Genomic DNA, 18,902 nt, shown 5'->3' on the forward strand with positions numbered 1-18,902 from the left:
AATTTGCAAGACGAGTCTGCCAGGTGAATTGGTCAAACGAGTTGGCCAAACCTTGCTAAACCTAAACCATTCGCCACGATCAGGCCGCGCTTGCGTCGTCGGCCGTTGGATAACCGCTTATTTTAACTGACTTTTTGCGAACAAGGCCAGATTTCCGGCGAGGTCGCCTACCTGAGCCAGTTCGACGGCCCATTCGGCCGCGCGCTGCTTCAGCGCCGGGCGGTGGCGCTGGAATTCCGCCCAGTCAGGCCGGCCCGTGCCGTTCCATGCGTGCCAGAAGCGTGCGAGGGCGTCACGCGCGTCGGCGGGCAGGGTGCGGGCGTAGTGGGCGAGTGCAGCGTCGAGCTTCGGCAGATGGGCGTCGTCGGCCTGGGGGTAGATGTGCCAGACAAAGGGTTTGGCGGCCCATTGGGCGCGCACGAACGAATCTTCGCCGCGCACGAAATTGACGTCGCTCGCCCACAGCAGCGTGTCGTAACCCGGTTGCTCGATGAAGGCGAGTGCGTGAACGCTGAGGCTGCCGCGCTCGGCGTGCGAACCGGCAGCGAATGCCGGCAACCCGAAAAAGCGCGCGACCGCGCCCGAAATGCGGCCTTCCGGCACCAGCAGTACGACCGGTTCGGCGCTGTCGCGCCATTGTTCAAGCAGGCTGTCGATGGCGGGGTTTTCGTAGGCGAACAGCGAGACGACCGTGGCCGTGAGCGGTGGCGGCGCACGGCCGGTGGTCTTCAGCCACCACGCTTCGCGCTCCGGTTGCGAGGCTTCGAAGGCTGCGCGTGCGGCATCGAGAGATCGTTCCTTCAGTACGCCGCCAGTGCCGGGGCCGAGTCCTGGGAAAAAGAAGGTCTTGGTCAGTGGGTAGCGTGGATGCGGAGACGGCCGCAGATGGAAATCCGCGACCCAGTCTTCGCCGCTCAGATATTCGAGGTTGAACCAGACCGGCGCTCGCTCGCGCCGCGCCATTGCGGCGACGTAGATCGGCGGCAACTCGCAGCCGAATGCCTCGATCACGACGTCAGCCACTTCGAGCGTATCGCCCGCGTGGGCCGGCTCGTGCCAATGCTCGACGACGATGCCGCCGACTGCCTGGCGCGCGCGATCCAGCGCCAGCGACGGGCACAGCTTCTGGAAGGCATGCAGATCGTCGACGAACACACGCACCTGCCAGCCGTGCTCGCTTGCCAACTGGCGCGCGAGACGCCAGCACACGCCGATGTCGCCGAAATTGTCGATCACCGCGCAGAAGATATCGCAGGCGATCCCTGTGGGTGCGGCCGCGGGTTGTTCGGAGACGGGCCTAACGGAGGAAGCGGAGGACATGGTGGCGTGATCGCAGAGTGGAACAGGTGGCGCGGTCGGGTTCGGCAGGGTCTTGCAGACGGGTGAAGCAATCGGCTTCAGCTGCCGGCTTTTACCGGAGCATCACACCATTCGATGCAGCAGGGTTCGAACGCACGCGGAATGCTCTAAACTGGCGATTCTAAAGCACTCGCCCGCGGTTCCGCGCCTCAGTGACCACTCGGCGCGCAGCGCGTGAGCAGAGGCTTCGCGACACTGTCCCAGCCAACCGATTCTGCATGACCGAACCCGAAGCAACCGACGTTTTCGAGCCGAAAAAAGTGCTCGCCCAATTGCCGCATCTGCCCGGCGTCTATCGCTATTACGATACGCAGGGCACGGTGCTTTACGTGGGCAAGGCGCGCGATCTCAAGAAGCGCGTCTCGAGCTACTTCACGAAGACGCAACTGTCGCCGCGCATCGCGATGATGGTGACGCGCATTGCGCGCATCGAGACGACTGTCACGCGCTCCGAGGCCGAAGCGCTGCTGCTCGAAAACAACCTGATCAAGGCGCTGGCGCCGCGTTACAACATTCTGTTTCGCGACGACAAGTCGTATCCCTATCTCAAGCTGACCGGCCACAAGTTTCCGCGCATGGCGTATTACCGCGGCTCGGTGGATCGCAAGAACCAGTACTTCGGGCCGTTCCCAAGCGCATGGGCGGTGCGCGAAAGCATCCAGATCCTGCAGCGCGTCTTCCAGTTGCGCACGTGCGAGGATTCCGTGTTCAACAACCGCACGCGGCCGTGTCTGCTGCATCAGATCGGCCGTTGCACGGCGCCGTGCGTCGCGGCGATTAGCGAAGAAGATTACGCGCGCGATGTCGCCAATGCGTCGCGCTTTCTGCTCGGCCGGCAGGGCGAGGTGATGAAGGAGCTCGAGCAGAAGATGCACGCGTTCGCGAGCGAGCTGAAGTTCGAGCAGGCCGCGGCGGTGCGCAATCAGATGAGCTCGCTGTCGACTGTGCTGCATCAGCAGGCGATCGAAGTCGGCGGCGATAGTGACGTCGATATTCTCGCGGTGGTCGCGCTCGGTGGGCGCGTGTGCGTGAATCTCGCGATGGTGCGCGGCGGGCGGCATCTGGGCGACAAGGCTTATTTTCCGTCGCACGTGGAAAGCGCGTTGACGGTCGGCGAGGGCGGGCTTGAACAAGGCGAGGACGATGAACTACTGGCCGATGTCGCGAGCGATGCGGGCCTGGTGCCTGATGAGGCTGCAGACAGCGTGAACGAATCGTCTGATGCAGCTGACGCGCTCGCAATCGCCGGGGAGATGCCGGCCGAAGAGGATGACGACGAGGCAGATGCTGCTGTCGAGGCCGAAGACGAAGAGGGTGATGCGGTTGAGTCCGAAGTCGAGCCTTCGGCGCCGCGCAAAGGCCGTGCGACTGTCGGTGGCATCGAATCTGAGGTGCTGGAGGCGTTTATCGCGCAGCACTACATCGGCAATCGCGTTCCGCCGGTGCTCGTGGTCAGCCACGCGCCGTCCACGCGCGAACTGGTCGACGTGCTGATCGAGCAGGCCGGCCACAAGGTGACGGTGCTGCGCCAGCCGCAAGGTCAACGGCGCGCATGGCTCGCGATGGCCGAGCAGAACGCGCGGCTCGCGCTCGCACGCCTGCTCTCGGAACAAGGCTCGCAGCAGGCCCGCACGCGCGCGCTCACCGACACGCTCGGCATGGAGTGCGATGACCTCGCGCATCTGCGTATCGAGTGCTTCGACATCAGCCACACGATGGGCGAGGCGACGCAGGCGTCGTGCGTGGTGTATCACCATCACAAGATGCAGTCGTCCGAATACCGGCGCTACAACATCACTGGCATTACGCCCGGCGACGACTACGCGGCGATGCGCCAGGTGTTGACGCGCCGCTACGAGAAGATGGTCGCGCAGGCGGCCGCGAACGCTGCGGACGAAGCCGCCGAATTGCAAAGCGACGCGGCCGCGGACCCGTCGCTCGCAGCGGATGCCGCGGAACCGGCTGCGGCCGGCGGCATTCTGCCGACCATCGTGTTGATCGACGGCGGCAAGGGTCAGGTTGAAATCGCGCGCCAGGTGTTCACCGAACTGGGTCTCGATACCGGCATGCTGGTCGGTGTCGCGAAGGGCGAGGGACGCAAGGTCGGTCTCGAAACCTTGATTTTCGCGGACGGCCGCGCGGCGCTCGAACTCGGCAAGGAAAGCGCGGCGCTGATGCTGGTCGCGCAGATTCGTGACGAGGCGCACCGCTTTGCCATTACCGGTATGCGCGCGAAACGCGGCAAGACTCGCCAGACTTCGCGGCTCGAAGAACTCGAAGGGGTGGGCGCGAAGCGGCGTCAGCGGCTGTTGGCGCGCTTCGGCGGTCTGCGCGGGGTGGTTGCGGCCAGCGTCGAGGATCTGGCGAGCGTCGAAGGAATTTCGCAGGCGCTTGCCGAGCAGATCTACCGGCAGTTGCACTGATCGCGGTACGCCACGCTGCCCGAGGAGGGCAACGTGCGGCCAATGGGTGGCGCAGAAGCGCTTAGCAAGCGGGTGATACGTGCCAGACAAACGGTGCTCCGGCGCGGCGCCTGCCAGGCCCCGCGCGCCGCTTTGCTTGTGGCAGGCCCTGTGACACGGCACAATTGCATCTCCCTTGTCAGACGCTGCGCCTGCCCATGCCGTTTAATTTCCCGATTTTCCTGACTTGGCTGCGGATCGTCCTGATTCCGCTCGTCGTCGGCGTGTTCTATTTGCCTGACATGATGATGAGCCCGGCGCACCGCAATCTGGCCGCCGCGACGATTTTCATTCTGGCGGCGCTCACCGACTGGTTCGACGGCTTTCTGGCCCGCAAATGGAATCAGACCTCGGCGTTCGGCGCGTTTCTCGATCCCGTCGCCGACAAGCTGATGGTGACCGCAGCGTTGCTGGTGCTCGTGCAACTGGCACGGATCGATTCGGCGATCGCGCTGGTGATCGTCGGGCGCGAGATCGCCATCTCGGCGCTGCGTGAGTGGATGGCGCAGATCGGCGCATCGAAGAGTGTCGCGGTGAATTCGCTCGGCAAATTCAAGACGGTGTGCCAGATGGTCGCGATCCCGATGCTGCTGTTCTACGGGCCGTTGCCGTTCGGCGGCGGGGTGTCTGTCGATACGCGAGTGTGGGGCCTGTGGCTGATCTATCTGGCCGCGTTCCTGACGATCTGGTCGATGCTCTATTACATGAAACTCGCGTGGCCCCAGATCCGCGAGCGTGGTGGCGTCGCCTGATCGGAAACGTTCGGGGCACGATGCCCGAGCGGGCGAAGCGTGTCCGAACGTCGGGCAGGTGTGAGTGAAATCTTTTCAGTTAAAGACATTCGCAAAAGGGGTTGACACGTTTCAGTCGTTTCTCCATAATCTCGTTTCTCCGATGCACGCAGTTTGAAGCGCGGAGCAGTAAGAGAGTAGTTGCAGTAATAAGGCAGCAGTTAGCAGCACATTGCGGGAGTAGCTCAGTTGGTAGAGCGCAACCTTGCCAAGGTTGAGGTCGCGAGTTCGAGCCTCGTCTCCCGCTCCAAATTTTGAAGCAACGCTTTGTTTGGCGAAGTAAAAGTGCAAGGCGTTGTGAAGTAGGGCAATGCGGGAGTAGCTCAGTTGGTAGAGCGCAACCTTGCCAAGGTTGAGGTCGCGAGTTCGAGCCTCGTCTCCCGCTCCATACATAAGGGGAAGCAACGCTTCCCTTTTTGTTTGGTGGGTCGGTCCTTACGGTCGCCCGCCAGACAAATCTGAGAATCTGCAGCTAGATTCCAGTCCGCTTGCGGCGCGATAGCAAAGCGGTTATGCAGCGGCCTGCAAAGCCGTTTAGGCCGGTTCGACTCCGGCTCGCGCCTCCAGTAGTTGATGCACTGAAAAGCCCCGCCAGTCGGGGCTTTTCGCTTTTTCAGCTCATGATTTTGCATCTTTCCATGTATGGAAATGTGCTGTCTAAAGTGGTACAAAGCCCTCTCTAACCACTCGAAAAAAACGCGAAACCACTCGCATACCGGCTCATTGGCCGTTTGCGTGAGTTTTGCAGCGGGGCTATGGCCACTAAAAGAATGCGTCCGTCCGGGACGTGGGAATTCATCATTCGGCGCAAAGGCATTCTGCCAAAGCCACTTTCCCTGACCTTCGATACAGAGGAGGAGGGCGACGCATACGTCAGGCGTCTGGAGCAGATGCTCGACGCCGGCATACTTCCCGAAGATCTCGTTGCTCGCCGCAGCGAGCTGGTGACCGTCGACGATGGCATTCGCTCTTACATGACCAAGGTGTCGTTGCCTGATTCAGATGTCTCGTTGCTCAACGCGTTGATTGGGCGATGGACGGGGCAGGCGTTGACGGGCGTCGACTATCAATGGGCTGAAGGGTGGGTCAAAAGCATGAAGCGCAAAGACGTGATGGCGCCGTCGACCATACGCCATTATGTCGGTGCGCTCGCACGCTGCTTCGATTGGGTCGTGCGATCCGGCACCCCGTCACTGGCGACCAATCCATTGCGCCTGTTGCCGAAGCGCTATGCGACGTACACCGAGGAAGATTCGGCGGCGGTGCGTGCGCAGGACAAGACGCCGAAAGAAGATGAGCACCGCGATCGGCGGCCGTCCGCAAATGAGGAAAAGGCGATCAGGCGGATCCTCGACGGCGAGAAGGCTGAGAACCGGCAACGGCGCGCAGAGCTGAAATATCGGCCGGCGATGGTGTTCCTGTTCGAGCTCGGTATCGAGTCGGCCATGCGGATGCGCGAAATGTACACGCTCGATGTCACGCAGGTCGACGTCGGCCGCAGGACCGTGTTTCTCGACAAGACGAAGAACGGCAGCAAGCGACAGGTGCCGTTGACGACCGTCGCATTGCGGGCGTTCGAGGACTACGTCGAGCTCGTGAAGGGTGGCGATGCGGAGATGGACGGATTCAACTTCGACGGCGGCCTGCTTTTCCCCTGGTGGGACGGGTCGCGCGATAAGAAGGTGCTGGCGGGCGTGTCGGTGCGGCTATCGGGCCAGTTTGGGCGCATCTTTGATGCGGCGGGATGTGGGGATCTGAAGTTTCACGATCTGCGGCATGAGGCCACGTCGCGGCTCTATGAGCGCACTTCGCTGTCCGACGTCCAGATCGCGAAGATCACTGGACACTCGGACACGAAGGTGCTCATGCGCTACTCCAATCTACGCGGCAGCGATCTGGCCGTGCGTCTGTGGTAGGTCGGGCAGGGTTGGCAAAGTGCGCGCCCGCCGGCCGGGCCTACGCCGATCTGGCGTTCCGATCTGCTTTGCGATAGCTCGGGCTACTTGAGCGTCAGCCTCCGGCTCATGAGCCCCCTGCAAGCGCAGCAGCGACTGCTCCTGCGCTTTCCTCCTGAGGAAGGCGACGACGTCATCTTCGAGGAACACCCAAGCTCGGCCGATTTTGGCGCCGGGCAGCTCGCCTGTGCCGGCGAGTTTCATTGCCGTGTTGCGGTCGACCTTCAAAAACTCGGCACACTCAATCAGATCAAAAGTTTTCATGCGCTCATGCTCCCAGCTCGACGCGCGGCAGCTTGTTGAAACGCTGCCAAAATTTCCATTGCTCGAAAGTTGGCCCGGCTCGTTGCCGACGCCTGCCCCGCGACGCACCAGTGTTCATCCATCCGTCGACGCACGCTCATTGCGCGATAGCGCTCGATCTTGCCGGTATCGAGCAGTGCGCTAAGCGCTGTCTCAATCGCGGCCTGTGCCGTCGACAGGGCCATAATGATTCGCTTCTTCGGCAGGCTGCCGTCCCGCTCAAGCAGCGACAGAATCTCTGCCTGCAAAGCAACTTGGTCACGCGCCCACTGACGGTGCCCGTTGACGATCACAGGAACGTATCGCCCCGAATCAATCGGCATGCGGCTCATGGATGACCTCCTATGCACGGCGGCATTCCTGGTGCTTCGGCCGGGCAATCTGCGCAGGCTTCATCCGGATTCGTGCGACGGATGTTGCAGCAGATTCGACGCATAGCCACCGGCTTCCCCGACTGCGCTGGCGAGACAGGGGATGCGGCGAGCATCTCGCGATAGATTGCGCCGATACTCCAGACGGGTTCGTATCGGTGTTTCTGGCCGACAAAAGTCATCGCGTTAGTCGGCTCCATCGGCACAAGCTTCCACCCTTCAGGCACGGCAGGCTTGCTTGACGACAACTCGTCGAGTGTTACAGAGGCTTCCACGAAGGTACGATAGCGACAACCCGGTTGATGATGGCTTGCGGCGGTGTCGTCCTGCTTGTCGCAGGTGCACACGGATCTCCGATGGTCCCGGGCGTAGTCGATAATCGCAGAAGCCTGTTGGTAGATAGTGCTCACGATTGATCCTCCACAGCGGCTGCTATCTGCTGCGCCGGTTCCTGTGCTTCGATAATGGACTTATCGAACAGCTTGACTATCGCGCGAATGCCGTGCCACTGGCTCGATGGGGACGCATCGGTGACGGACGCGATCGCAGCAGCCGACAGATGGTGTTTCTGGCCGTTGATGCCTGTGATCGTGATCATGTCTGCGCCTCGCTGTGGGACTCTTGGCGGTCGATGTGTTCGATCTCTGCGAGGATCAGCGAGGCGGCTTTGACCAGCCCCCTCCGCGGTATGCCCGGCTTCCACCAATCCGAGCTAAACGGCCAGAACAGCGGCTCGGGATGATCTGCATCGGCCGGCACAAACGAGTCGAGTGCGTAGCCGGCATCGAGTGCGTACGCAGCTCCGGCCAATGCGAGAGTGCCGGGTGCATGTTCATCGTCGTGCTCGGGCGTGCAGCCCTCGACGTCGACGTGGCGCTGCCGTTCTGCGATGACGTCACGCGCGGCCATACTCAGCATCGCGTGCGCACCGTGTGCGTCAAGAATGGATTGAATGTAGAGCGGCCAGAACGCGTCTTCTGCTGGCGTCACGCTGCGATCGTTGCTCAATACGGCCGCGCACGCCTCGGCGTGGAGGGCGCGCAATTCGTTTTCGGTTAGTCTCATCGTTGCCTCTCACGTCGACGTCGGCCGCATAGCGCGGTCGAGCATCATCAGTCCTGTTTCGAGCTGGACGCCGGCGGCGTTAGCCCACGTGCGCGCTTCCTGCGCCGCTTTGTGCCGGCGAAAGCTGCCTACCTCGTCGCGCATGAGGTCGAGCAGCTCGATGTCAGCGCCAAGCGCGATCTCATCGACCAGCTTGCGGATCTCGATGCGAACAGCGTCGATTCGAGCGAGGTTTGCGAGTCGGGAATCCGACTCGCTTCCCTTCTTCTGGATAGCTTTTCGCCGCGCGAGCGGCGCTTCGTTTGTCTGGATCGCTTTGGCGGGCGCGAGCCCGCTGCTGTTGACGTCGTCGTTCGATGCATGCGCCGGGACGGCGCCAGCGAGGGAAAGCCTTGGGCGTTTGTCCGCCGCACCCCGCTTACGCGGCAGCGGACGTGGGGTAGAAGTGGCCGGGAGAACCGTCATTTGGCCTTCTCCCTTGCCTCGATAGCCGCGTTGACGCGTTGACGGCCTTCCTCGGTGGTAGGAAAGGGCCAGGCGGCGGCCGGGTGCAGCGGAGTCGTCTTGGCCTTCACCTGCTTTGCCAAGGGCGCGAGATCAGCCATGCGCTGCTGCGTGCGGGCGTGATCGACTAACCCCTGTCTCGCTGCGTACACGACATCTTCGAGCCATTGCAGCGCTGCAGCGGTCTTCTTATCCCGTTTCAGAACTGGATCGCGGAGCTCTGCGACCAGTTCATCGCGTGCCGCGCATAGGGCTTTAAAGCGGCTAGGGAACGTCGTCACGAATTGACCGAGCGAAATAGGTCCCGATTTGCCGCGCTGGTTCAGATGGAAGCCCACCGAATAGATCCACGTGGCGGGCTCCGGATGCGCCAATTTGATCTCAACTGTCGGTAGGCCGTTGCCTTTGCCGAATTTTGGGATCACAAGCCGCTCGCAATCGACGAACACGCCATGCTCATTAGTGGCGTGTAGTGGGTAGTCGATCGGGTCAATGAGCTCGTCAACGAAGACAACATCATTGGGTCCGGGTATGTCGCGTTTGCCGGCAGTCCCATTGCGGGTCAGCAATTCGGGATTGAACTCGTCCAGCAGCGCGACGATAACCGTCGTGGTATCCATGCTGAGAAGGCCGAACGACTCATCAGCCTGGACCGCGCGAAGCGCCTGCAAAAGTTGCTTTGCTTGCGGTGGGGTGATCTTGTCGTCTGCAGGCTTTGTGAGTGCCTTCTTGGTGACCTTTGCTTTCCCGCCCGCTTTGGCCTGTACTGCCGCGCTCTGGAGCCGCTCAAGTGCTTTCTCGCCACCGTGCGTGCGGATCTCATCGATAGCGAGCGTCGACGAGACAACCTTATCGCGGACAAGTTTGTGAAGTGCAGCTGGCGCGTGCGCGAGTAGCAGCACGTCGCGGATCGTCTGGTCCGTGATGTTCAGTCGTTGGCAAATGGTGGCATTCGATTCGCCGAGCTCTTGGAGTTCGACAACCTTCTCGGCCAACTGCAGCGGCGTGAGCTTCTCACCGTCATTCGTCGTGATGCCGGCGTATATCAGGTTTGCGCGGTTGACGGACTTTGCTTCGTCGATAACGATCGGAAGGCGATCGATCTGCGCGCCTTCTGAAATAGCGAGCAGGGCGCCATGGAAACGGTGCTGCCCGGCGTACACATAGATCCGATCTTCGCCACCAACTTTACGCACGAAGCAGCCGAGCGGTTGCTTGCGGTCGTAACCATTCACCTTGATGAGGTTCGCCATATGTCGAACGCGATCGGGATCGAGCGGCCGCACGTTATCGCGCGGGTCGTAGTGGATCTGATCGGGCGGTACGGTCCAGAGATCTGACGATCCACCGCCTGCCGCTTTAACAGCTGCCTTGGTGTTGCCGGTGACGATCATGGCGTCGAGAACGAGCGGACTGGTCTTAGGCATGTTGGTTCTCCTGCGTGCGTGGAATGCCCCCGACGTCGGCGAGCGTGACGTCACGTCCGACGAGCCAGATTCTCCCAGCGTCGCTCCATTTGATTTCCGCCGACGTCGGCGGGTAGTGGAGCAGCGTTCCGTCGAAGGGCTCGATCGGAGTTCCCGCGAGCCAATAGACGAGCCGCTCGTCTGCATAACGGATGGCCTGATTCGCTACGGTCGCGCGAACCAACATCTGCAGCTCAGCGCGCAGCGCCGGCCGATCCGCGTCGACCAGTGCGGTCTCGATGTCGCTAATCGTCAGTGGGGTCGCCGTACTGGCGAACAGGCTGATCAGCGCCTTGCAAATCGGGGAGAGGTCATTAACCATGTTGCCTCCGGAGACGGGAATACAGGCGCACGCGCAGGAACGGCCGTGCGAAGCAAAGCGCACAGAACGCGGCGACGATGACGACGAAGAGCTTGCCGGCCGACACGCCGGCGAACAGCCAGAGAACCGTGTCGGCGAGGCCGAACAGGAAACCGATGTGTCGGTGCTGTGCGGGGCCGGTGACGAACCACGCTGCGCAGCATGTGGTGATGGCGACGAGAAGGGCGAAGATCACGCGGCCTCCTTGATACGGAGCGCACGCGGCTTGCGCTTGGCTTTTGCGATCGTCTTGTCGGCAAGGCTGGCGGCTTGCTTGCGACGGTGTTTGTTGATCGCGGCGTCGCAGTCGTACTCGTTTGGAACCGATATGGACGTACTGACAACCGTCGGCCCGTCCAGAATCATGTAAAGCGTGTGCACGCTGCCATGCAGTGGCCGCCGCGCTACGACGTGCTTGCCCACCATGATTGGCGTCGTCGAGCGCGGCGCCATTGGGTCGTATTTAACGTAGGTGCGAAGGCCGATCGTGTCTCGGCGTGTCGGTTCCTGCGGAACCTGGAGTCTGTGTTTTTGCATGTGGCGTTAGTCGATGTCGCCAGCGGCAAGACGTTTGCCGTCCAGCGTGGGTTGGTCTAATTGCGCTCGCTTTTTCCGCAGCTCGGCACAATTCGCGAGGCAGATCCGCAGAGCGGGGATTGCAGTGGCGGGAGAGCCGGGAAGATGGCGGAGGCGATGTTCCCGCGCGATGTCGATATCGGTGACGGGAATCCGCTCGGCCATATCGGCTCCTACACCACGCGAACTTGAGACTGGGCTTCGGCGAAGCTGCGGCCTGACCCCGAAGTGACTTTCGCGAACGCAACCACAAGGGCGATCACGAAAAACACGGCGACGATGCCCATTGGAACTTCGGGCTCAGGCGGTGCGTTGCGATTGCGTTTTGCCATGGCGTCCGCCTCAGACCGTTGCGCGAACTGCCACGTGGGCCGTGCTCGATGCCGGCGGCGGCGCAAAGAGGCTCAAGCCGACTACGACTGCGGCCACAATCAGGGAGAGGCGGTAGACCGGCGACTTCTCAAAGTCACTTTGCAGCGGCATAAGATCGTCCTGCATGCCTCGAAGCCATGCCCGGCGGCCGTCTCCGGCGGAATCAACTATTTCTTTCATCAAGGTTCTCCGTCGTTCGAGCGCGTCGGAGCGGCGCGCTTCGAGCGAAGTATCCCCAAAGGGATATTTCATGTCAATCCTTTTGGGGATATCCGTAATCGGAATTCTGCGCCCGAGGCAGAATCGGGCTTCAAAAGTCGCGGGTGATTACCCGCTAGAGGATTGCTTTGCGGCGCGCGGGCGAGGTCGGCTGAGCAGCCAGTTCACCGAGAGTTGACCTGCCAGCATCAGGACGGAATCGAGCCACGGAATCTCGTTGATATACGTGGCGAACATGAAGGCGATCGACACGAGTGGCACCAGTGTCGCGAGGCCTTGTTGAAATCGGTTTTGGCGCCGTGGTTTTACGGCGTGAAAGCGAAGGATCGTTGAGAGGCGATCGAGCGCATCCGCAGTGGGAGCCGCGAAGTCGCGTTCAATGCCGGTCGCGCTGAACTCCACGGTGCCATCTGGCAGTACTGTGGCCATCGCGATTGCCACAGGCGCTGCGGCGTCATTCGTGCAGGCGAGTGTGGTTAGGCGTTCGCGTACGGCAGTTTGGCGCGCAAGGCGGTTGCGGGCCTGCGTTGCGGCTTCGGAAGCGGGGAAGTGAAAAATATTACTTCCGACGTCTGCTGCCTCGATGCCCCGGAATGGCTTTTTGGTCTTGGTTTTCATCAATGCTCAACGATTCGGTGGAGATTGGACGTTGAGCGGCCCGGCGAGTGCGATCTTCTTGGTCTTTTGTCTGGGTCAGCTTTTGCGATATCGAAAGTGAGTCAGTGTCCGCCGAGGGCGGCTGCGCCATAACGAAATCAATGTAGCTTTGTATCTTGGCCCGCTCCGCTGCAGGCAGCTTGGCGAACCGCTCTCGGTCGAGCTGCAGCTCGGGCTCCGCTTCCTCACGGTCAAGGAGGCGGCCAGGGGTGACGCCTATCGCGTCCGCCAGTGCTGCGACAATGCTTATCTGAGTATCCACGTTGCCCGCCAGCACACGTGCGACGGAGCTCTGTGAAATGCCGGCTCGATTGGCCAGCTTCGTCTGCGTATCGACGGCCGCGTTCCGGCTCATGTGAGCTCGCACGTTATCCGCCAATACTTCCCTGAGTGGTTTCCTGTTCATACGCGAAATATTGCCGAATATGGATACCCCTTGCGGGATACTTCGGCGCAGGTGTCCACTTGAGGAAATATCCCCAAAAGGATATGATCCGGTCACTTGCATTGTTTAGGGGCAGAAAAATGCCACAGGAAAAGATGCTGGACACCGTCATGCGCAAGCTTGACGAAACACGCGGCACCTGGCCGGAGATATCCGACCGAAGCGGGGTGCCGTATCAGACCCTCACCAAGATCGCTTGCGGGATCGTTCGCGATCCGCGCGTTTCCACGGTGCAGGCCTTGCTTGATTACTTCGCGACTCGGCCGGAGCAATCGACGGCGGCCGATCGCGCTGGGGCGACGCACTGACGGTTTTTTGAACATAGCGGTTTGGTTGGTGCGGTGAGTTTGCATAGTACGGACCAGCGCACGCGGTAAACAGAATGAAACGCGGCGTCTACAAAGACAAAATTGGGGCTCAAATGACCTGCAGATATAGCGGCACGGACTGGCTCGACGTGCTTTACACCTCGGTGCGCAATACCCCCGGTGGCGTCGCAGACGCAGCGGCTTTCCTTACCAATCGACGCGGTAAGAGCATTGGTACAGAGTCGCTGCGCCTGCGTTTGCGTGGTGAAGGCGAAAACCGCCTCTCGATGGAAATGTTCGAGTTGCTGATCGAATGGATGGAAGAGAAGCGACAACCGCATTTTGTCGACGCGATCCACGCGCTGAATGAACGATTCGGCCTGCGCGCAACGACGGCGGAAGACGTCGACGCGCTCGGCGGTGTTGATCGCGTTGCGCTCGATGCTCTTGAGCTCACACGCCAGACTGGTGTCGTCGCCGGCGAAGTTCGCGAGGCGATCTCGGACGGCAAGATCACGGGGCAGGAGGCCGACGCGATTGTCGTGGCCGCCCGCGCACAGCAGGGAATCATTGACCGCATGGTCGGTGCGGTCCTGCGCCTTAGCAAATCAGGTCGTCAATAACTGATGCGCTTCAAACCGGGAATGATGTGCTGCAACCCGCATCGGGAGCAGGTCGGTCTGTCCTGCGACTACGGCTGGCAGCTTTTGTGCGGCACCAACGAGCTCGCGCGATTGGCTGAACACGCGCCTGACAGCGTGCCGCAGTTCATCACGGTTCTGCTGCAGACGTTTCCGCAGTCCGCCGACTTCATCGCGAAGCATGCGGTGAGCACCGGTCAGACCGACAGTTTCGTTTCACGCGCAGCACTCTACTGCGCGGCTCTTCAAACCAAGACCGAACGCAACGCATTCAGAAGCCAGATCGGCGGCTATCTGAACGCGGAAAAACTGGCTCGTTTCGACCAGTTGATGTCGGCGGAATGGTCTCGTCTTCGTTCCAAATAATCCGGGGATTCAAAGTGACTTTGTCCAATACCGCTTCCGCACTTCGAGCGCGGCATCCGCTCGCACGCAAACTCGTCGCAAGCGCAGGGAGATTCGCGGCGGGTCGCGCCAAATGGCGTCGCCTGTTTGACCGTGAACGCGCCCTGATCGCAGGTTGACGCATGGCATCACTTGAACAGATCGCAGCACAACTCGCAGCGGCTGGTCATCCGAAACTTCCGGAAGGCCATCCGCGCGTCTCCGACAACGGCAAGCCGCACCGCTATGGTCCGGGCAAAAAATTCTGGTATTCGATCCATCAGGTTGTGCGGCATGGGCAGGTACTTGGCTACATCGGCGCGTACGGCCGTTGGGTCGGTGATGACAACGGCTCGCAGGCTTTTGAGTGGCAGGGTGAGGCCGCTGCGCCCGAAGACCTGGCCGCCACGCGCGCCCGCCAAGCTGAGCTTGATCGCGAAGACGAGCGGAAGCGGGTGCATGCCGCGAAGATGGCTTCTAATCGGGCGCGTCAGCAGTGGCAGCACGCGTTCGAAGACGGCGAGTCGGCGTATCTGGTCCGCAAACAGATCACGCCGGAAGGCGTTCGCTTTGATGCCGAAGGCACGCTGCTGGTGCCGATGTATCAGTACGGCGTCGGCGAGCCGCGAATGGTCGGGTTGCAGAAGGTGACGCCTGATGGCGCGAAGCGGTTTAACAAGGGCATGGAAAAGAAAGGCGCTGAGTTCCGCATTGGCGAGCTCACCGTCGACGACAAGATCGTCATGCTCGCGGAAGGGTACGCAACCGGCCGCTCGATCCGCATGGCGACGGATGCCCAGATCCCACTGTCTGTGTGTTATGACGCGGGCGGGATCTTGCCGGCCGCGCGCGCGTTGCGTTCGGCGTACCCGGACATTCACATCCTGATCTGTGCTGACGACGACTGGAAGATCGAGCAGCGCCTGCGTGAACACGTCGCGGCAGATTACGGTTACAGCGGCGAGCTGGTGATCGGTGCCGCCGCTATCGAGATCGAGGCGAAGAACACCTCGTACATGCTGCATGCTCAGTACAAGCAGATCAACGGTGGCGTCGAGTACATCGAGCTCGCGGTCTGGAACGACGTTATGCCGGAGCGCGTGTGGCGCTTCGAAAATACCGGGCGCAAGCGTGCCGAAGAGGCAGTCGCTGATGTGGGCCACGCGAGCATCGTGTATCCGCGTTTTGCCGATCGCGGCGAGCGCAAGCTGACCGACTTCAACGACCTGCATTGCGAAGAGGGCTTGCACGTCGTCAAGGCGCAGATCGAGGCGGCGCTGCTCGCGGCGCTCGCTCCTGCCGCCGACGAGATACCTCCATATCCGCACCTTCACGCCGTGGCGCCAATCGCCGATCCGCTGTACGGCGAGGCAGTTGCTCTCGTCCGGCAGGGTCGCCGTGCGACCGTCTCCGGCGTGCAACGTGGCCTGCGTATTGGCTACAACCGTGCGGCAGCATTGATCGAGGAGATGCAGAAAGCCGGTGTGATCTCAGCTCCGGCTGCGAACGACGTACGTACGGTAATTGACCCGCATTCCGCGGCCTCCGCGACGTCTGCTGACGCGAGCAGAGCCGACGGCGAGGTGGAGAACGGTGCCTTCACGTGGCGTCAGCAGTTGCGGCGGGCAGAGAAGTCGGCCGCGATCCTGCCATCGCTCGACAACATTTTCGCGATCCTGTCGAACGACGAGAAATGGCAGGGCGTCTTCGGTTTTGAGCAGTTTTCGCTTCGCATTATGAAGCTCAAGCCGCCGCCGTTTGAGGGTGGTGAAGTCGGCGAGTGGTCCGATCGCGACGACGCGCGGTGCGTTCTCTGGCTCGGCCAGCGCTACTCGTTCAGCCCGCGCAGTGATGTCGTCGCCGACGCCGTATTTCTGGTTGCCGATCGCCACCGCTATCACGAGGTCCGTGACTATCTGGAAAGCCTCCAGTGGGACAGAAAAGAACGGTTGCGCACCTGGCTCGTTCAATACGCCCTCGCACCGGACACGGAATACGTGCGCCTTGTCGCATTCAAGTTCCTGCTCGGCGCAATCGGGCGAGTTATGAAGCCCGGTTGCAAGATGGACAACGTCCTGATTCTGGAGGGCGTACAAGACGCTGGTAAGTCGGCGCTGTTCCGCACGTTGTGGGGCGAGAAGTGGTTCACCGACGCCAACATCGTGATCGGCGACAAAGACACGTTTTCGGTGATGGCTGGCAAGTGGCTGATCGAGCTGGCCGAGCTCGATGCGCTGAGCAAGAGCGATTCGTCCAACGCAAAGCGCTTCTTTACGACGGCAGTCGACACATACCGGCCACCGTATGCACGGCGTGCGATTGACGTGCCACGCCAGAGCGTCTTCGGCGGCACCGTCAACTTTGACACTTACCTCAAAGACGAGTCGGGAAACCGGCGCTACTGGCCGGTCAAGGCGGGCACGCCGCTCGACCTGCGCGGCCTCGCTCAGGACCGCGATCAGATATGGGCGGAAGCGTACCAGGAGTATCGCGAGTGGGAGCAGGCGAACGCCGAGGCGGGTGGCGTGCTGCCCGCGCCGTGGCAGGTCTTGCCGCATGAGAAGCCGCTGTTCTCGACAGAGCAGGAAGCGCGCTACGAAGGCGACATCTACGAGACCATGATCGCGCGTCATATCGCCATGCTGGGCAAGGTGACGATGGAAGACATTCTAGGCGATTGCCTGAAGCTGGAAATCGCGAAGTGGTCGCCGGCTGAGCAACGTCGTGTAGGTAAGGCCATGAAATCGCTTGGCTGGATCCGCAAGCGCGCATCCAGTGGCAACCGCGAGTGGTACTACACGCCTCCAGATCCCGTCGACGAGCCGATGCCCGTCATTCCGGCCACTGTTGCGCGAGCGGAGCACGACGATGACGCGCCGCTCTGATGCCAATTTCGTCGCGCCGTTTTGCTCGCCCGCCGCACGCTTTGGCGCGCGCGTCAGCGTACGTCGGCGCGCTGCAGTCAGTTTTTCGGCGCGCTGCAAACGGTCCCATGTCCCGACGTCCCAAGCGCATCGCCTCGCGTATGTGCGCGTGATGCGTGCGACGTGCGCGACGTGCATGCGAGGGTGCGCATGTCGCGGGCGCCCGCGCGCATTCGCAACTTTTTTTCCTTGGGACATTGGGACAATGGGACGGAATGGGGGTAAGCAATGATCGACCTCAAAGAGCAAGCCGGTGTCGCGATGAATGTGCGCAGTCAGCTTGGTGAGTCGGTCGGTGATCCGCAAGTAACTTTGGCCGCACTTGCATTCGCCGACGATCTTGGACGCTTGCTGTGGCGTATGAAGTACGGTCAGGATGTGAAACGTGCTGGTGTCCAGCGAGCGACGCTGTTGCTTGCTAGCCGGATTCGATGGTCCGGCAAGTTTGCCCGTAGGAAATTCACAGGGCTCGACCACGAAGCGAATCGGGCTCGTCGTTCCGGCGTGAAGGGAGCGAAGGTCGAGCGTGCGATGTCCGATATCGTGGAGCGGTTCGCACGTCGCGTGATTGTCGAATGGGTCGCGGATCTTTGTCCCTGCTGTGCTGGCCGTGGTGTGACGGGGCGTGCTGAGCGTCAATCCGCACCGCTGATTGTCGAGGTCGAGTGTGGAACGTGCTGTGGTGCGCGTTCGATCGTTGTGAGCGAAGAGCGCATTCCGTTCGCGCACAACGGGCGGCATCCGACTGTTTATCGCGAATACGAGCGATGCGGAACCTGTAACGGCGATGGCAAGTTGCGCGTCGCACAGAAGGCGCGCGGTAACGGTCGGCAGATCTGCGTGGCATGCGATGGAACGGGCCGTTATGCCGTCGACGATGCGGCTCGCGCGGCTGCGCTCGGTGTATCGCTCAACATCTATCGTGCGCATTGGGCCGCACATTTTCGCGGCATGCTCGCGCTTCTCGACCGCGTCGACGGCAGTGCGGCTGACATAGTTCGAGCGAAGGTGCGCCGATGAAATCACTTGCGTTCCAAGATTTGCGCGGAATATACTCCGCGCATCCTTTACCGAGTCACTGGATAAACGCAGCGCCCGCGCAAAGGTGGCGCAACCCTCTCGGCGACATAAAAATAATCATCGGAGCCCGTTAGGTCATGTGGAGGCGTTCGCCTTCACGAAACACATACTCGAAGCCCTGATCGCGAAAGCCTCAGGGCTTTTTGCATTGGTCTCAACGTATGCCGAAGAAAGCACCGACACCGTGCCGTCATCCCGGATGTGCACAGCTTGTCGATCGCGCTGGCTATTGCGACGAACACAAGCGCGATGCTGTCGGCTGGCGTTCAGATGCGCATCGCGGCAACCGTCACGCACGCGGTTACGGATCCGAGTGGACACGAACGCGCATTCGCATCCTCAAGCGTGACTGTGGTCTGTGTCAGGTCTGTCTGCGTGCAGGCGACGTGACCAAGGCCGATAGCGTTGACCACGTTGTGCCGAAGGCCGAAGGTGGCACGGACGACGACGACAACCTGCAGGCGATCTGCGATCCGTGCCACGCGACCAAGACGGCGCAGGAAAGTGCGCGAGCGCGACAGCGGGCCGCTGCAGGCTCGGTCTAGCCGCCGTCGTGCGCGCCTCGGTCGTTGAGCAGAAGCGGCGCAGCGCGGCTTCTACGCGTCCCTGCAGGCCCTGATGTGCCAAAGGAAGCCACCCCGGGGGGGCAAAAGTCTGAG

25 protein-coding genes and 3 tRNA genes are annotated in these 18,902 nt (G+C 61.4%); 12 read left to right on the forward strand and 16 right to left on the reverse strand.

Annotated features, from left to right (window positions below; all coding sequences use genetic code 11):
* Positions 1-117: 117 nt before the first annotated feature.
* Positions 118-1,320 (reverse strand): elongation factor P maturation arginine rhamnosyltransferase EarP, encoded by a 1,203-nt coding sequence (gene earP / locus R8871_RS14640; protein ID WP_175051086.1) that lies wholly within the window; start codon positions 1,318-1,320, stop codon positions 118-120.
* 257 nt (positions 1,321-1,577) lie between these two features.
* On the opposite strand from earP, the gene uvrC reads away from it, so the two are divergent.
* The 6 genes from uvrC (at position 1,578) to R8871_RS14670 (ending at position 6,528) form a co-directional block, all read left to right on the forward strand.
* Positions 1,578-3,782: an excinuclease ABC subunit UvrC gene (gene uvrC / locus R8871_RS14645; RefSeq protein ID WP_175051087.1), complete on the forward strand. Its 2,205-nt coding sequence runs from the start codon at positions 1,578-1,580 to the stop codon at positions 3,780-3,782.
* 197 nt (positions 3,783-3,979) lie between these two features.
* Complete coding sequence (gene pgsA / locus R8871_RS14650; RefSeq protein ID WP_028199185.1) at positions 3,980-4,573, forward strand: CDP-diacylglycerol--glycerol-3-phosphate 3-phosphatidyltransferase; 594 nt, start codon at positions 3,980-3,982, stop codon at positions 4,571-4,573.
* A 213-nt stretch (positions 4,574-4,786) separates the two neighbouring features.
* Positions 4,787-4,862, forward strand: a tRNA-Gly gene (locus tag R8871_RS14655).
* Positions 4,863-4,924: 62 nt separating this feature from the next.
* Positions 4,925-5,000, forward strand: a tRNA-Gly gene (locus R8871_RS14660).
* 104 nt (positions 5,001-5,104) lie between these two features.
* Positions 5,105-5,178: transfer RNA gene (locus R8871_RS14665), tRNA-Cys, on the forward strand.
* 189 nt (positions 5,179-5,367) lie between these two features.
* On the forward strand, positions 5,368-6,528 hold the full coding sequence (locus R8871_RS14670) for a site-specific integrase (RefSeq protein ID WP_175051088.1): 1,161 nt from the start codon (positions 5,368-5,370) through the stop codon (positions 6,526-6,528).
* On the opposite strand, the gene R8871_RS14675 is transcribed toward R8871_RS14670, so the two are convergent.
* The 15 genes from R8871_RS14675 to R8871_RS14745 form a co-directional block, all read right to left on the reverse strand.
* Positions 6,493-6,831: a helix-turn-helix domain-containing protein gene (locus R8871_RS14675; RefSeq protein WP_175051089.1), complete on the reverse strand. Its 339-nt coding sequence runs from the start codon at positions 6,829-6,831 to the stop codon at positions 6,493-6,495. The two genes, R8871_RS14670 and R8871_RS14675, sit on opposite strands and share 36 nt — an antisense overlap.
* The gene (locus tag R8871_RS14680) at positions 6,828-7,202 is read right to left on the reverse strand and encodes a hypothetical protein (RefSeq protein WP_175051090.1); all 375 of its coding nucleotides are present in this window, start codon (positions 7,200-7,202) and stop codon (positions 6,828-6,830) included. The genes R8871_RS14675 and R8871_RS14680 overlap by 4 nt, the downstream gene beginning before the upstream one ends.
* The gene (locus R8871_RS14685) at positions 7,199-7,651 is read right to left on the reverse strand and encodes a hypothetical protein (RefSeq protein ID WP_175051091.1); all 453 of its coding nucleotides are present in this window, start codon (positions 7,649-7,651) and stop codon (positions 7,199-7,201) included. Before R8871_RS14685 ends, R8871_RS14680 begins: the two co-directional genes overlap by 4 nt.
* Positions 7,648-7,839 carry a hypothetical protein gene (locus R8871_RS14690; RefSeq protein ID WP_175051092.1) on the reverse strand — a complete coding sequence of 64 codons (192 nt, stop codon included), beginning with the start codon at positions 7,837-7,839 and terminating at the stop codon, positions 7,648-7,650. Before R8871_RS14690 ends, R8871_RS14685 begins: the two co-directional genes overlap by 4 nt.
* Positions 7,836-8,306: a hypothetical protein gene (locus R8871_RS14695; RefSeq protein ID WP_175051093.1), complete on the reverse strand. Its 471-nt coding sequence runs from the start codon at positions 8,304-8,306 to the stop codon at positions 7,836-7,838. The genes R8871_RS14690 and R8871_RS14695 overlap by 4 nt, the downstream gene beginning before the upstream one ends.
* A 9-nt stretch (positions 8,307-8,315) precedes the next feature.
* On the reverse strand, positions 8,316-8,771 hold the full coding sequence (locus tag R8871_RS14700) for a hypothetical protein (protein ID WP_246287569.1): 456 nt from the start codon (positions 8,769-8,771) through the stop codon (positions 8,316-8,318).
* Positions 8,768-10,237, reverse strand: coding sequence for a ParB N-terminal domain-containing protein (locus R8871_RS38440; protein ID WP_246287570.1), 1,470 nt, complete (start codon positions 10,235-10,237; stop codon positions 8,768-8,770). The genes R8871_RS14700 and R8871_RS38440 overlap by 4 nt, the downstream gene beginning before the upstream one ends.
* Complete coding sequence (locus R8871_RS14710; protein WP_175051094.1) at positions 10,230-10,598, reverse strand: hypothetical protein; 369 nt, start codon at positions 10,596-10,598, stop codon at positions 10,230-10,232. The genes R8871_RS38440 and R8871_RS14710 overlap by 8 nt, the downstream gene beginning before the upstream one ends.
* Positions 10,591-10,833: a hypothetical protein gene (locus R8871_RS14715; protein WP_175051095.1), complete on the reverse strand. Its 243-nt coding sequence runs from the start codon at positions 10,831-10,833 to the stop codon at positions 10,591-10,593. Before R8871_RS14715 ends, R8871_RS14710 begins: the two co-directional genes overlap by 8 nt.
* On the reverse strand, positions 10,830-11,090 hold the full coding sequence (locus R8871_RS14720; protein WP_246287571.1) for a beta-hexosaminidase: 261 nt from the start codon (positions 11,088-11,090) through the stop codon (positions 10,830-10,832). Before R8871_RS14720 ends, R8871_RS14715 begins: the two co-directional genes overlap by 4 nt.
* A gap of 90 nt (positions 11,091-11,180) precedes the next feature.
* Positions 11,181-11,378 carry a hypothetical protein gene (locus R8871_RS14725; protein WP_175051097.1) on the reverse strand — a complete coding sequence of 66 codons (198 nt, stop codon included), beginning with the start codon at positions 11,376-11,378 and terminating at the stop codon, positions 11,181-11,183.
* A gap of 8 nt (positions 11,379-11,386) precedes the next feature.
* Complete coding sequence (locus R8871_RS14730) at positions 11,387-11,545, reverse strand: hypothetical protein (protein WP_175051098.1); 159 nt, start codon at positions 11,543-11,545, stop codon at positions 11,387-11,389.
* Between the two features lie 10 nt (positions 11,546-11,555).
* A complete protein-coding gene (locus R8871_RS14735; protein ID WP_175051099.1) occupies positions 11,556-11,765 on the reverse strand; it encodes a hypothetical protein in 210 nt (69 codons plus the stop codon).
* 147 nt (positions 11,766-11,912) lie between these two features.
* The gene (locus tag R8871_RS14740; protein ID WP_175051100.1) at positions 11,913-12,422 is read right to left on the reverse strand and encodes a hypothetical protein; all 510 of its coding nucleotides are present in this window, start codon (positions 12,420-12,422) and stop codon (positions 11,913-11,915) included.
* Entirely contained in the window at positions 12,364-12,969 is a 606-nt protein-coding gene (locus tag R8871_RS14745; RefSeq protein WP_322789515.1) for a helix-turn-helix domain-containing protein, read from the reverse strand. Before R8871_RS14745 ends, R8871_RS14740 begins: the two co-directional genes overlap by 59 nt.
* A 17-nt stretch (positions 12,970-12,986) precedes the next feature.
* On the opposite strand from R8871_RS14745, the gene R8871_RS14750 reads away from it, so the two are divergent.
* From R8871_RS14750 to R8871_RS14775, 6 genes are all read left to right on the forward strand, one after another.
* Entirely contained in the window at positions 12,987-13,214 is a 228-nt protein-coding gene (locus R8871_RS14750) for a hypothetical protein (RefSeq protein WP_175051102.1), read from the forward strand.
* A 113-nt stretch (positions 13,215-13,327) separates the two neighbouring features.
* Positions 13,328-13,837: a hypothetical protein gene (locus tag R8871_RS14755; RefSeq protein ID WP_175051317.1), complete on the forward strand. Its 510-nt coding sequence runs from the start codon at positions 13,328-13,330 to the stop codon at positions 13,835-13,837.
* 135 nt (positions 13,838-13,972) lie between these two features.
* Complete coding sequence (locus R8871_RS14760; RefSeq protein WP_246287572.1) at positions 13,973-14,221, forward strand: hypothetical protein; 249 nt, start codon at positions 13,973-13,975, stop codon at positions 14,219-14,221.
* 161 nt (positions 14,222-14,382) lie between these two features.
* A complete protein-coding gene (locus R8871_RS14765; RefSeq protein ID WP_175051103.1) occupies positions 14,383-17,124 on the forward strand; it encodes a VapE domain-containing protein in 2,742 nt (913 codons plus the stop codon).
* 267 nt (positions 17,125-17,391) lie between these two features.
* The gene (locus R8871_RS14770) at positions 17,392-18,183 is read left to right on the forward strand and encodes a zinc finger-like domain-containing protein (RefSeq protein ID WP_175051104.1); all 792 of its coding nucleotides are present in this window, start codon (positions 17,392-17,394) and stop codon (positions 18,181-18,183) included.
* Between the two features lie 221 nt (positions 18,184-18,404).
* Positions 18,405-18,788 (forward strand): HNH endonuclease, encoded by a 384-nt coding sequence (locus R8871_RS14775; RefSeq protein ID WP_175051105.1) that lies wholly within the window; start codon positions 18,405-18,407, stop codon positions 18,786-18,788.
* Positions 18,789-18,902: the final 114 nt, after the last annotated feature.

This window comes from Paraburkholderia sediminicola (assembly GCF_902859805.1).
Classification (GTDB): domain Bacteria; phylum Pseudomonadota; class Gammaproteobacteria; order Burkholderiales; family Burkholderiaceae; genus Paraburkholderia; species Paraburkholderia sediminicola.